Origin of the sequence: Gordonia sp. (in: high G+C Gram-positive bacteria) (assembly GCF_020438995.1) — a bacterium.
Classification (GTDB): Bacteria; Actinomycetota; Actinomycetes; order Mycobacteriales; family Mycobacteriaceae; genus Gordonia.
Window position 1 is genome coordinate 15,696 of the sequence record NZ_JAGQTN010000044.1, and the last position, 13,017, is coordinate 28,712.

The window sequence follows — 13,017 nt, forward strand, 5'->3', positions numbered from 1 at the left end:
ATCAGCTCTCCAAAACCTTCAGTCCCGGCAGTTCCTTGCCCTCCAAATATTCCAGCGAAGCACCGCCGCCGGTGGAGATATGGGAGAAACCGGAATCGGGCAGACCCAGCGTGCGCACCGCAGCAGCCGAATCACCGCCACCGACGACGGTGAACGCACCACCGGCGGTGGTCTCGGCGATCGCCTCAGCGACCCCGCGGGTACCGTCGGCGAACTTCTCGAACTCGAACACGCCCGACGGGCCGTTCCAGAAGATCGTCTTGGCGCCCGAGAGCACTGCGGTAAACCGTTTGACGGATTCGGGTCCGATGTCCAGGCCCATCCAGCCGTCCGGGATCTCGTCGGCGGCAACGGTCTGCGAGTCGGCATCGGCGGCGAACTTGTCGGCCACCACCACATCGACCGGCAGCTTGATCACGTCACCGAATCGTTCCAGCAGGTCTTTGCAGACGTCGATCTGATCTTCCTGCAACAGTGAGGTGCCCACCGAATGACCTTGCGCGGCAAGGAACGTAAATGCCATACCGCCGCCGATGACGAGGGTGTCGACCTTGGGGGCCAGCGATTCGATGACGCCGAGCTTGTCGGAGACCTTCGACCCGCCGAGCACCACGGCGTACGGCCGCTCCACCTCGTGGGTCAGCTTGGCCAGCACGTCGACCTCGGCGGCCACCAGATTGCCCGCGTAATGCGGCAGCAGCTTGGCGACGTCGTAGACCGAGGCCTGCTTGCGGTGCACGACACCGAAACCGTCGGAGACGAAGGCGCCGTCGTCGCCGACGAGCTCCACCAGGGCCTTGGCCAGCGATTCGCGCTCGGCCTCGTCCTTGGACGTCTCACGCGGGTCGAACCGGATGTTCTCCAGCAGGAGCACGTCACCGTCGGTGAGCCCTTCGGCACGGGCGAGTGCGTCCGAACCGACGACGTCGCCGGCAAGTTGCACGTTGCGACCGAGTTCGGCCGACAGGCGCTCGGCGACGGGCGCGAGCGAGAACTTCGGGTCGGGCTCACCCTTGGGCCGACCGAGGTGGGCGGTGATGATCACCTTGGCACCCGCATCGATCAGCGCGCCCAGGGTGGGCAGCGACGCCAGAATGCGGCCCGGATCGGTGATCGTCGACCCGTCGAGCGGGACGTTGAAATCCGACCGAACCAGCACACCGCGACCCGAAACACCTTCTTCGAGAAGGTCTTTCAGAGTGGCTACGGGCATCAGAGCGACTTTCCGACCAGACCGATGAGGTCGACGAGGCGGTTGGAGTAGCCCCACTCGTTGTCGTACCAGGACACGGCCTTGATCTGATTGCCGAGCACCTTGGTCAGGCCGGCGTCGTACAGCGAGCTGTGCGGGTCGGTGACGATGTCGCTGGAGACGATCGGCGCGTCGTAGTACTTGAGGATTCCCTTGAGCGGGCCCTCGGCGGCGGCCTTCATCGCGGCGTTGACCTCGTCGGCGGTGGTGCTCTTGGTGACCTCGACGGTGAGGTCGGTGACCGAACCGGTGGGGATCGGCACACGCAGCGCATAGCCGTCGAGCTTGCCCTTCAGTTCCGGGAGAACCAGGGCGATGGCCTTGGCGGCACCTGTCGAGGTGGGCACGATGTTGATGGCCGCGGCGCGCGCGCGACGCAGGTCCTTGTGCGGGCCGTCCTGCAGGTTCTGATCCTGGGTGTAGGCGTGCACGGTGGTCATCAGGCCGCTGACGATGCCGAACTCGTCGTTGAGGACCTTGGCGAACGGGCCGAGGCAGTTGGTGGTGCACGAGGCGTTGGAGATGATGTTCTGGCTGCCGTCGTACTTGTCGTCGTTGACGCCCATCACGATGGTGATGTCCTCGTCGGAGGCGGGGGCGGAGATGATGACCTTCTTGGCGCCGGCGTCAAGGTGTCCCTGCGCCTTGGCGCGGGCGGTGAAGATGCCGGTGGACTCGACGACCACGTCGACGCCCAGGTCGCCCCACGGCAGGGCCGCCGGGCCTTCCTTGACCTCGAGGGCCTTGATCTTCACATCACCGACGACGATGGTGTCTTCGCCTTCGAGGGAGACATCCTGCGGCAGGCGGCCGAGGATGGAGTCGAACTTCAGCAGGTGCGCGAGACTCGCATTGTCGGTCAGGTCGTTGACCGCGATGATCTCGATGTCGGTGGTCCCCAGCGCCTTTTGTGCCTCGACAGCGCGGAAGAAGTTGCGGCCGATCCGGCCGAATCCGTTAACGCCTACCCGAACAGTCACAGTTGTGCTCCTTAGCGGTATTCATCGACGGGCCGTGCGGCCCCGGGTACGGGCCACCGGTGGCACCCGTCCGGTGCCGCCGAGAGACCTACGCCGCATCTCAGCCTAGTAGGCCGGGGTTGCCGGAGCAGCATGTGGCACCGAAAAATCAGGCGTCGTCGAGCAGGTCGGAGGTGACCGCCGCCTCGGTGTCCGGAATGCCTTCTGCGCGTGCCTTTTTGTCGGCCATCGACAGCAGTCGGCGAATCCGGCCCGCGACGGCGTCCTTGGTCATCGGCGGGTCGGCGAGTTGGCCGAGTTCTTCGAGCGACGCCTGCCGGTGCGTCACCCGCAACTGCCCGGCGGCGAGAAGGTGGTCGGGGATCTCGTCGCCGAGGATCTCCATGGCGCGCTCGACGCGGGCAGCGGCTGCGACCGCGGCGCGCGCGGAGCGTCGGAGGTTGGCATCGTCGAAGTTGGCCAGGCGGTTGGCGGTGGCGCGGACCTCGCGACGCATGCGGCGCTCCTCCCACACCAGCCGGGTGTCGTGGGCACCCATCCGCGTCAGCAACGCACCGATGGCCTCGCCGTCGCGGATCACTACCCGGTCTGCCCCGCGGACCTCGCGGGCCTTGGCGGTGACACCGAGCCTGCGGGCGGCACCGACGAGGGCGAGCGCGGCCTCGGGTCCGGGACAGCTGACCTCGAGCGCCGACGACCGGCCGGGTTCGGTGAGCGAGCCGTGTGCGAGGAACGCACCGCGCCACGCGGCCTCGGCGTCGGCGACACTGCCGCCGACCACCTGTGCGGGCAGGCCACGGACCGGCCGGCCCCGCATGTCGAGCAGACCGGTCTGCCGCGCCAGTCCCTCGCCGTCCTTGGTGACCCGGACGATGAACCGTGCGCTCTTGCGGATTCCGCCGCTGCGCAGGACGTGCACCTCGGAGCCGTATCCGTAGAGGTCGTGGATCTCGCCCCGCAGGCGCCGCGCGACGTTGCCCACGTCGAGTTCGGCCTCGACCACGACGCGGCCGGCAACGATGTGCAGGCCACCGGCGAACCGAAGAAGGGCGGAGACCTCTGCCTTCCGGGAGCTGACCGTGGTCACCGAGAGGCGACTGAGCTCATCCTTGACCGCCGCCGTCATCGCCACCAGTACCTGGCCTCCTGTCATCTTCCCCATCCCCCTGCTTGCTGTGGTGTGACCGCGAGACCACTCCGTGAGCCGCGAGCGCCAAGCATCACCGAACGGGCATCACCCCGACGAACGGCCATTATCGCAAGGCCGTGACGGCGCGCATACGCGCATGCTCCGATCCGACTTCGTTATCTTAGGTAACAAAGACTATTTATCTTCATACAGGTCGCGGATCAGATGCGCCAATTTCTCCGGGTCGTGCACATGCCTGCCGGCCACCGCGAGATCACCCACGTGAAGCGTCGCGCCGAACTTGGCCGCAGCTTGCTCGAGGTACTCGCGCTCGCGCCCCGCCGGCACCGACGCGGAATCGACCACCACGTGATCGACACGGAAGGCAGCGGCGTGCGCATGCAGCACATGCAGATGACGCTCCACCGAAAAGCCCGGTGTCTCACCCGGTTCCGGCGCCAGATTGACCACCAGCACCTTCGTGGCGGTGCTGCGCCCCAGTGCCGAGAGTTGCTCGGGCACCAAGACATGCGGAATAACACTGGAGAACCACGAACCCGGGCCGAGCACCACGAGGTCCGCCGCCCCGATCGCGTCGATCGCCTCCGCACACGCGGGCGGGTCGTCCGGCAGCAGTCGTACCCGCCGGACCTTGCCAGGTGTAGTCGCCACCGCCACCTGACCGCGGATGCACCGGCTGATCCGCGGGTCGCTTTCCAGCCCCGACACGTCGGCCTCGATGTCCAGCGGCACCAATGACATCGGCAACACCCGGCCGTCGACGTCGAACACTTCGATCAACTCGTCGAGTGCGGCCACCGGATCACCGAGGAGTTCGGACAGACCGGCCAGCAGAAGATTGCCCACCGGATGTCCGGCCAGTGCTCCCCTGCCGCCGAACCTGTGCTGAAAGGCGTCGGCCCACAACGCGCGCCGATCACGGTCGGGGCCCTCGGCCCGATCGGCCAGCGCCGCGGGTGCACTCATCAGCGCCGCCAGCGCCATCCGCAGGTCACCGGGTGGGATCACGTCGAGTTCGGCCCGCATCCGGCCCGACGAACCACCGTCGTCGGCGACGGTCACCACCGCTGTGACGTCGCGGGACAGGTATCGCATCGCCGTCAGCGTCGCATACAGTCCGTGCCCACCGCCGAGCGCGACGATCTTGAGCGCGCCCATCACTCGCGTCCCAGGTCCCGATGCATCACGCGGATCTCGTAGCCCGAGGGCCCATCGCCGGACAGTTCCGCGAGCCTGTGTGCGAGTTCCTCGGTCATCGCCACGCTGCGATGTTTGCCGCCGGTACAGCCGATGCTGATCGTCATATACCGCTTGCCCTCCCGCAGGTACCCGGGCGCCACCAGGGCGACGAGTTCGACGTAGGTCCGGGCGAACTGCTCAGCCTCCGGCTGCCCGAGCACGTAATCACGCACCGGCTCGTCGCGGCCGTTGTGTTCACGCAGTTCCGGAATCCAATACGGATTGGGCAGGAACCGCACATCGGCCACGAGGTCGGAATCGATCGGCAGTCCGTATTTGAACCCGAACGACTGCACCGCGATGCTCAGCTTGTCGTCGCCGCTGCCCGGATACATCCCCTCCACGACCGACCGCAGCTTGGCGATGCTCAGGGCGGATGTATCGACCACCTGGTCGGCCGAATTCCTGATCGGATCAAGCACTGCCCGCTCTCGCGCGATGCCCTCGATCAGGGTCGCCCCGCCCTGCATCGGGTGTCGCCTGCGGACCTGCTCGAAACGCCGCACCAGAATCTGGTCACTGGCATCGAGGAACAGCACGCGCGTTCTCACCCCGGCGTGGGCCAGCTGGCCGCGCACCTGCGCGAGTTCGTCGTCGATCGCACTGTCGGTGGCCCGCACCACGATCCCCATCCGGGCGATCGCCGGGCTGTCGGTGTGGACGAAGTCGACAAGCTTGGCCACCAACGACGACGGCACGTTGTCGGCGACATACCAGCCGTCATCCTCGAGAATGTTGGCCACGCTCGACCGTCCGGCACCCGACATCCCGGCCACGAACAGCACCATCAGGCCGCTCACCTCGCTCGGAGCGTTTGAGTCACTCATCCACAGATCCTCCTCCGGCGACCCGGGCCAGATGTGCCCCCGCGGTCCGCCCGTGTTCATCCGCTTGCCCGTCTTCACCCGTCTGTCCGGGTTCATCCATCTGTCCGGGTTCACCTGGCTGCCTGGATTCATCGTGCCCGTTGCCGGCCGTGAGTGCCTCGCGAACAGCAGTCGCCGTGGCCACTCCGATACCCGGGACCGCCGAGATCTCGTCGATGGACGCCTCCCGCAGCTTGGCCACCGACCCGAAATGACTCACCAGCGCGGTACGCCTGGCGTGCCCGAGGCCCGGAATCCCGTCGAGCGCGGACTCGGTCATCCGTTTGCTCCGCTTGCTGCGGTGGAAGGTGATCGCGAAGCGGTGCGCCTCGTCCCGGACCCGCTGCAGCAGGAACAGTGCCTCACTGCTGCGTGGCAGAATCACCGGATCGTCGTCATCGGGCAGCCAGATCTCCTCCAGACGTTTCGCCAGGCCCACTACCGCAACGTCGGTGATGCCGAGTTCGTCGAACACCGCGGCCGCGGCCTGGACCTGAGGTTGGCCACCGTCCACGACGAACAGGTTGGGCGGATAGGCGAACCTGCGAGTCTTGCCCGACTCGGGATCGACGACCGGTTCCTGATCGGCGCGGTGCCGCAGGAACCTGCGGCGCGTGACCTCCGCGATCGACCCGACGTCATCGGAATGTCCTTCGCCCGCAGCCTCTTTGATCGAGTAGTGCCGGTAGTCCGACTTGCGGGGCAGGCCGTCCTCGAACACTACCAGCGAGGCCACCACATCGGTGCCCTGCACGTGCGAGATGTCGATGCACTCGATCCGCAGTGGCGCTTCGTCGAGTCCGAGGGTTTGCTGGATCTCGGTGAGCGCCGCCGACCGGGTGGTCAGATCACCTGCCCGCTTCAGTTTGTGGTGGGCCAGCGACTCCGACGCGTTACGCGCCACCGTTTCCATCAGGGTGCGCTTGTCGCCGCGCTGAGGCACCCGCACCGCGACCCTGCTGCCCCGCAACCCCGACAACCAGTCGGCCACCTCGTCGACGTCGGCGGGGACCGCGGGCACCAACACCTCACGCGGGATCGACTCGCACACATCCCCCGTCGCTCCGCTCGCCCCGTCATCCCCCCTCGCTGCGCTCGCCCCGTCACCCCCCCTCGCTGCGCTCGCCCCGGTCTCGATGTCGGCCTGACCACCGTAGAACTGGGTGAGGAATTGGCCGATCACCTCGCCGTCGTCGTCGGAGTCGAAACGTTCGACGACCCAGCCGCGCTGGCCGCGGACCCGGCCGCCGCGCACATGGAATACCTGCACCGACATCTCCAGGTCGTCGGAGTCGACGGCGATGACGTCGGCGTCGGTGCCGTCACCGAACACGACGGCCTGCTTCTCCATCGCCCGGCGCAGGGCGTTGATGTCGTCGCGCAGCCGGGCCGCCCGCTCGAAATCGAGATCCTCGGCAGCAGAGGACATATCCCGTTCGAGTTGATGGATCAGTTGGTCGGTGCGGCCGGCCAGGAAGTCGCAGAAGTCACCGACGATGCGTCGGTGCTCGTCGGCCGTGACACGGTCGATGCAAGGTGCCGAACATTTATCGATGTAGCCGAGAAGGCACGGCCGGTCCATCTGCCGATGCCGTTTGAACACCCCGTTGGTGCAGGTCCGCGCCGGAAACACGCGGGTCAGCAGATCGACGGTCTCGCGGATCGCCCAGGCGTGCGAATACGGGCCGAAGTAGCGCACACCGCGCTTGCGCGGGCCGCGATAGACGGCGAGCCGCGGATACTCCTCGTTCAGGGTGACGGCCAGCACGGGATAGGTCTTGTCGTCGCGGTAGCGGACATTGAACCGTGGATCGAACTCCTTGATCCAGTTGTATTCGAGCTGCAGCGCCTCGACCTCGGTACCGACGACCGTCCACTCCACCGACGCCGCCGCCGTGACCATCTGCCGCGTCCGCGGATGCAGCGAGGCGATGTCGGCGAAATACGAGGTCAGCCGCGACCGTAGATTCTTGGCCTTGCCCACGTAGACGACCCGCCGGTGCGCGTCGCGGAACTTGTACACACCCGGATCGGTGGGGATGGTGCCCGGGGCCGGGCGATAGGTAGATGGGTCGGCCACCGCTCCAGGCTAGTACGAGCTACCGACGGCGATACTCGGCGTCGAGGTCGCGGAAGCGGTCCATGGCCGCGACGGCCCGATCACCGTCGGAGGCGCGCACCGCCAGCACCGGGATGTACTCGTCGTCGGGCAGTTCCAGACGTGCCGACGAACCCGACTCCGGATAGCTCAGGCCCCGCACCCGATCCCATTCGAACAGTCGCTCGGTGACCAGATTGCGTACCGATACTCCGGCAGGCCCGACGCGGATCCGGGGCCGGGTGAACAGCAGGATCGCGCCGGCGATGACCACGCCGATCAGCATGATCGACAGCTGATCGAGCGCGCCCACGTTGCGGACCCCGGTGTCGGAGATGGTGAGCAGCGCCCCGAACACGATGTGGATGGCGAGCACCACCACGGCCGCGATCACCGCGTACAGACGCAGCTTGCCGGGTCGGTACTCCAGTTCCCATTCGGTGACCGGACTGCTCACACTCACCGCTCCGGAGTCCTCGCGGCTAAGTCCCGCAGGATCACCGCGGATGCCAGCGCCGCCGACATCGCCTGCGCACCTTTGTCTTCCGATGAATCGGGCAGGCCGGCTCGCGCCAGCGCCTGCTGTTCGTTCAGCGTGGTGAGCACACCGTTGCCGACGGGAGTGGACTCATCGAGCGACACCCGGGTCAGTCCTGCGGTCACCGCGTCGCAGACGTACTCGAAATGCGGTGTCTCGCCCTTGATCACCACGCCGAGTGCGACGACGGCGTCGTGGGTGCGGGCCAGGGCCTGCACGATCACCGGCAGCTCGATGGCGCCTGCGACCCGAACGACCGTCGGTGCGGGCGCTCCGGCGTCCGCCGCCGCACGTAGCGCGCCGTCGAGGAGTGCGGTGCAGATCGTCTCGTGCCATTGCGAGCCGACGATCGCCACCCGCAGATCCGACACATCCCCCAGGTCGAGAGTCGGTTCACCTGCGCCGCTCATGCCGGGCTTCCCGTCACGGAGGTCTGCCCGGACGGCCGCACGGCACCTTCGTTGCTCACTGCTTCGTCCAATCCGTCGAGGTCATGACCCATCCGGTCACGTTTGGTGCGCAGATACCGCAGGTTCTCGGCGTTGGCGCGCACCGGCATCGGCACCCGCTCGGTGATCTGCAGCCCGTAACCGTCCAGGCCCACGCGTTTGGCCGGATTGTTGGTCAGCAGACGCATCGATGACACACCGAGGTCGACGAGGATCTGCGCACCGAGTCCGTAGTCACGTGAGTCGGCGGGCAGCCCCAGGGACAGATTGGCCTCGACCGTGTCCTGCCCGGCGTCCTGCAGCTGGTACGCCTGCAGCTTGTGCAGCAGGCCGATGCCGCGACCCTCGTGTCCGCGCATGTACAGAACGATGCCGCGACCCTCATCCGCCACCATCTCCAGCGCGGCGTCGAGCTGTGGACCGCAGTCGCAGCGCAGCGAGCCGAACACGTCTCCGGTGAGGCATTCCGAATGCACGCGCACCAATACGTCGTTGCCCTGCGCATCGCTGCCGGCGATGTCGCCCATCACCAGGGCGACGTGTTCGACATCGTCGTAGACGCTGGTGTAACCGACGGCACGGAAGTCGCCGTGCCGCGTAGGGATCCGCGCGTCAGCCACCCGCACCACATGCTTCTCGTTGCGTCGGCGCCACGCGATCAGGTCGGCGATCGAGATGAGGGCGAGGTCATGCTCGTCAGCGAAGACGCGCAGTTCGTCGGTCTGCGCCATGTGACCTTCGTCCTTCTGGCTGACGATCTCGCAGATCACGCCCGCCGGCGCCAGACCGGCCAGGCGGGCCAGATCGACGGCGGCCTCGGTGTGTCCGGGGCGGCGGAGCACACCGCCCTCCTTGGCTCGCAGCGGAACGACGTGACCCGGCCGGGTGAAGTCGGCGGCCGTGGCCTTGGGGTCGGCGAGCAGACGCATCGTCGTGGCGCGGTCGGCGGCGCTGATGCCGGTACCCACGCCGAGCCGGGCGTCGACGGTGACCGTGTAGGCGGTGCCGTGCTTGTCCTGGTTCATCGAGTACATCGGGGGCAGGCCCAGCCGGTCGCAGTCGTCGCCGTCGAGCGGCACACACAGGTAGCCGGAGGTGTAGCGCACCATGAACGCCACCAGTTCAGGGGTGGCCATCTCGGCCGCGAAGATGAGATCGCCCTCGTTCTCGCGGTCCTCGTCGTCGACGACGACGACGGCTTTGCCGGCCGCGATGTCGGCGACGGCACGTTCGATCGTGTCGAACGTCGCCCTGGCTTGCGCAACCTTGACCTCTGGTGCCGCGGTGTCTTCAGACATGGTGCTCACTTCGCTTGTCGCTGTTCGCTATGGGAAATAGTTCTACTCGCCTCGGGAGGCCTGGCTGTGCAGGCGTTCCACATACTTGGCGATCACGTCGACCTCAAGGTTGACGACGCGGCCGGGCTCGGTGATTCCCAGATTGGTCTCGGCCAGCGTGGTGGGAATCAGCGAGATCTCGAACCAGTCATCGCCCACCGCCGAAACGGTCAGCGACACCCCGTCGACTGTGATCGACCCCTTCTCGACAACATAGCGCGACAGTTCGGCCGGTAGCGCGATCCGTACCACTGTCCAGTTTTCGGACGGACTGACCGCCGCCACCTCCCCGACGCCGTCAACGTGACCTTGCACGATGTGCCCGCCGAAACGCCCACCGGCGGCCATCGCACGTTCGAGATTGACCCTGCTGCCCGCCTCCAACGCGCCCAACGAGCTGCGATTGAGGGTTTCGGCCATCACATCAACGGTGAACCGACCATCACCGAACTCGACGACGGTCAGACACACGCCGTTGACCGCGATGGAATCGCCGTGACCGGCGTCGGAGGTGACCAGGGGCCCGTCAACGGTGATGCGGGCCGAATCAGTGAGATCGTCACGGGCGACGATGGTGCCGAGTTCCTCGACGATGCCGGTAAACACTCCGCGCTCCTGTCCTCACATCCCGGAGCGAACGCAGACGGCATCATAGTCGCCTGTTCTCTCGCATCCGGACTGTCACCGTCGGCTCCGGAATCACACCGGATCTGCTGACCCGCCCATCCCGAGCGGGATGTGGCAGCGCTCGCGGGCTTCGCCGGGCCGGATGGCCGCGGTCGTCACCGCCGGTGGGGAATTTCACCCCGCCCCGAGAACTTCTGGCAACGACGCTAGCACGCGTACGTATCACCCCGGTTTCCCGAAATCACCGAGCGCCAAACCCCTTGTCGTTTCCCGGCCTGTCACGGTCAGTTCCCGGCCTGGCACGGTCTTTCCCGGCCTGTCACGGCATTCCCGACGCTGTCCGGGTCTAGTCTCATGGTGTCCACCGGCGCCGATGGCCGGTGACCCACGACCGCGTGCGATACACCGGACTGCGATCCACTGTCACAAGGAGTCTCAATGGCCAGAAACGCCGATGCTTATCCGCCCAGCCCGCAGCCGGCGCCGGCCAATCCCGCACTCGAGCTGGCCAAGCACTACTGGCTGCCGATCCTCCTTGCGGTGGTGGCCGTCATCTTCATCGCCCAGAACCGAAGCCAGTTCGATTTCAACTTCCTCTGGTTCGAGGTGTCGATGCCGCAGTGGCTGGCGCTGACCGTGATCACGGCGATCGGGATCGCGGTCGGGTGGTTCCTCGGTGTCCGCCGGTACAAGCGCAAGAATGCCGCCGAATAGGCGAGACGGTCAGCGCTGCCTGCGGTAGCGGACATAGAGGTCGTCGCCGAGTTCGGTGATCTCCTCGCGCCGGAACACGCGCTTGTCCGCGAGGGTCGTCACCTGATTGGCCCCGACCGACGACGCACCTGCGCCCAGGAGTGCCGGCGCCAGGTAGTGGTCGATGTCGTCGACGAGGTCGGCGTCGGCGAACGCCCCGATGATCGACGGTCCACCCTCCACGAGCACCCACAGAGCGTCGGGCAGCGCCGCCAGCACGTCGGCGGGATCGTGGCTGTGCACGTGGACGTAGCCAGGTTCGGTTCGCAGGGCGGCGTCGCCCGGTAGGTCGCGCTTTCCGACGACCACACGTGCGGGTTGGTGTGCGTACGGCTGCCCGCCGGGTCGCCGCGCGGTCAGTGTCGGATTGTCCCGCAACGCCGTTCCGGTGCCGACGACGATCGCGTCAATCCGCGCGCGGGTCTCGTGGGCGTGTGCCCGAGCGTCGGTGCCGGTGATCCACTGGCTGGTGCCGTCGGGTGCGGCGATCCTGCCGTCGATGGTGGAGGCGATCTTGGCAGTCACCATCGGCCTGCCGTGGCGTTGCCGGAAGAGCCACGGTTTGAGCGGACCTGCCTCTGCGTCGGTGCTACCGATCCCGCCGTGGACCGTCACCCCGGCCGCACGCAGGGTCTGCGCTCCGCCCGCGGCCGTCGGATTGGGGTCGGCGACCGCGTATGCCACCTCGGCGATCCCGGCGTCGACCAGCGCCCGCGCACACGGTCCGGTACGGCCGGTGTGGTTGCACGGTTCGAGGGTCACCACCGCGGTGGCACCGCGGGCCGACTCCCCTGCCTGACGCAACGCCATCACCTCGGCGTGCGGTCCACCGGGCGGCTGGGTCGCCCCGACCCCGACGACGGTTCCGTCGGGTGCGACGATCACCGCCCCGACGGGCGGGTTGGGTGAGCTGATGCCCTGGGCCGCGCGCGAGGCGTCGACGGCCCGGAGCATCAGGGCGTCGAAATCCATGGTGTCAGCGCGCTGCCGCGGCCTGTGCCCGCAGTGCTGCCACGGCTGCTCCCGGGTCGTCCTTGCCGTACACGGCCGACCCGGCGACGAAGCAGTCGATCCCCGCTTCGGCGGCCTGCTCGATGGTGTCGGCGTTGATACCGCCGTCGATCTCCACGAGCAGCGTGAGGTCGCCGGAGTCGATGACCTTGCGGATGGCGCGAGCCTTCTCCAGCACCTCCGGAATGAAGCTCTGCCCGCCGAACCCGGGCTCGACGCTCATGATCAGCAGCGTGTCAAAGCTTTTCAGAATCTCCAGGTACGGTTCCAGCGGTGTGCCCGGCTTGAGCGAGAGCCCCGCTTTCGCCCCGGCCTTGCGAATGTCGCGTGCCACGGGCACCGGATCGCTGGTGGCCTCGGCGTGGAACGTCACGTTGTAGGCGCCGGCCTCGGCGTATGGTGGCGCCCACCGAGCCGGATCCTCGATCATCAGATGACAGTCGATCGGGATGTCGGTGGACCGCAGGATCGACTCCACCACCGGCAGCCCCAGCGTCAGGTTCGGCACGAAATGCCCGTCCATCACGTCCACATGCAACCAGTCGGCACGCGTCGAACCGTCCTTGGCCACCGCAGCCGCCTCGGCGGCGAGATTGGCGAAGTCGGCGGACAAAATGGACGGAGCGATCATCGGACTCTTACCGGCAGTACACATGGCCGCTGATTCTAATCGGTCCGGGAAGACTCCCGATGTGCCCTGCTCACCGTTCGGCCTCA

The 13,017-nt window shown here is 67.1% G+C and carries 13 protein-coding genes and 1 riboswitch; of the genes, 1 reads left to right on the top strand and 12 read right to left on the bottom strand.

The features are described from left to right. Position 1: 1 nt before the first annotated feature. The 10 genes from KDB67_RS03785 to KDB67_RS03830 all read right to left on the bottom strand — a co-directional run bounded on the left by KDB67_RS03785 (position 2) and on the right by KDB67_RS03830 (position 10,515). Positions 2–1,213, bottom strand: coding sequence for a phosphoglycerate kinase (locus KDB67_RS03785; protein WP_291012580.1), 1,212 nt, complete (start codon positions 1,211–1,213; stop codon positions 2–4). Then, positions 1,213–2,232 (bottom strand): type I glyceraldehyde-3-phosphate dehydrogenase, encoded by a 1,020-nt coding sequence (gene gap / locus KDB67_RS03790; RefSeq protein WP_291012582.1) that lies wholly within the window; start codon positions 2,230–2,232, stop codon positions 1,213–1,215. Before gap ends, KDB67_RS03785 begins: the two co-directional genes overlap by 1 nt. 148 nt (positions 2,233–2,380) lie before the next feature. Then, entirely contained in the window at positions 2,381–3,364 is a 984-nt protein-coding gene (gene whiA, locus KDB67_RS03795; protein WP_291012606.1) for a DNA-binding protein WhiA, read from the bottom strand. A gap of 192 nt (positions 3,365–3,556) precedes the next feature. Continuing rightward, complete coding sequence (gene yvcK, locus KDB67_RS03800) at positions 3,557–4,540, bottom strand: uridine diphosphate-N-acetylglucosamine-binding protein YvcK (RefSeq protein WP_291012585.1); 984 nt, start codon at positions 4,538–4,540, stop codon at positions 3,557–3,559. Next, on the bottom strand, positions 4,540–5,448 hold the full coding sequence (rapZ, locus tag KDB67_RS03805; RefSeq protein WP_291012588.1) for an RNase adapter RapZ: 909 nt from the start codon (positions 5,446–5,448) through the stop codon (positions 4,540–4,542). Before rapZ ends, yvcK begins: the two co-directional genes overlap by 1 nt. Continuing rightward, complete coding sequence (gene uvrC, locus KDB67_RS03810) at positions 5,441–7,567, bottom strand: excinuclease ABC subunit UvrC (protein WP_291012591.1); 2,127 nt, start codon at positions 7,565–7,567, stop codon at positions 5,441–5,443. Before uvrC ends, rapZ begins: the two co-directional genes overlap by 8 nt. A 19-nt stretch (positions 7,568–7,586) precedes the next feature. After that, on the bottom strand, positions 7,587–8,042 hold the full coding sequence (locus KDB67_RS03815; protein ID WP_291012609.1) for a PH domain-containing protein: 456 nt from the start codon (positions 8,040–8,042) through the stop codon (positions 7,587–7,589). 2 nt (positions 8,043–8,044) lie between these two features. Continuing rightward, positions 8,045–8,533 (bottom strand): 6,7-dimethyl-8-ribityllumazine synthase, encoded by a 489-nt coding sequence (gene ribH / locus KDB67_RS03820; RefSeq protein ID WP_291012593.1) that lies wholly within the window; start codon positions 8,531–8,533, stop codon positions 8,045–8,047. Beyond that, on the bottom strand, positions 8,530–9,870 hold the full coding sequence (locus KDB67_RS03825) for a bifunctional 3,4-dihydroxy-2-butanone-4-phosphate synthase/GTP cyclohydrolase II (RefSeq protein WP_291012595.1): 1,341 nt from the start codon (positions 9,868–9,870) through the stop codon (positions 8,530–8,532). The genes ribH and KDB67_RS03825 overlap by 4 nt, the downstream gene beginning before the upstream one ends. Before the next feature lie 42 nt (positions 9,871–9,912). Next, entirely contained in the window at positions 9,913–10,515 is a 603-nt protein-coding gene (locus KDB67_RS03830; RefSeq protein ID WP_291012597.1) for a riboflavin synthase, read from the bottom strand. Positions 10,516–10,566: 51 nt separating this feature from the next. Further along, a riboswitch (FMN riboswitch) is annotated at positions 10,567–10,732 on the bottom strand. 242 nt (positions 10,733–10,974) lie between these two features. Here KDB67_RS03830 and KDB67_RS03835 point away from each other — a divergent pair. Next, entirely contained in the window at positions 10,975–11,250 is a 276-nt protein-coding gene (locus KDB67_RS03835; protein ID WP_291012600.1) for a LapA family protein, read from the top strand. Between the two features lie 9 nt (positions 11,251–11,259). On the opposite strand, the gene ribD is transcribed toward KDB67_RS03835, so the two are convergent. Both ribD and rpe read right to left on the bottom strand, forming a co-directional pair. Next, on the bottom strand, positions 11,260–12,261 hold the full coding sequence (gene ribD / locus KDB67_RS03840; protein ID WP_291012603.1) for a bifunctional diaminohydroxyphosphoribosylaminopyrimidine deaminase/5-amino-6-(5-phosphoribosylamino)uracil reductase RibD: 1,002 nt from the start codon (positions 12,259–12,261) through the stop codon (positions 11,260–11,262). 4 nt (positions 12,262–12,265) lie between these two features. After that, positions 12,266–12,955 (bottom strand): ribulose-phosphate 3-epimerase, encoded by a 690-nt coding sequence (gene rpe / locus KDB67_RS03845; RefSeq protein WP_291012612.1) that lies wholly within the window; start codon positions 12,953–12,955, stop codon positions 12,266–12,268. Between the last annotated feature and the right edge of the window lie 62 nt (positions 12,956–13,017).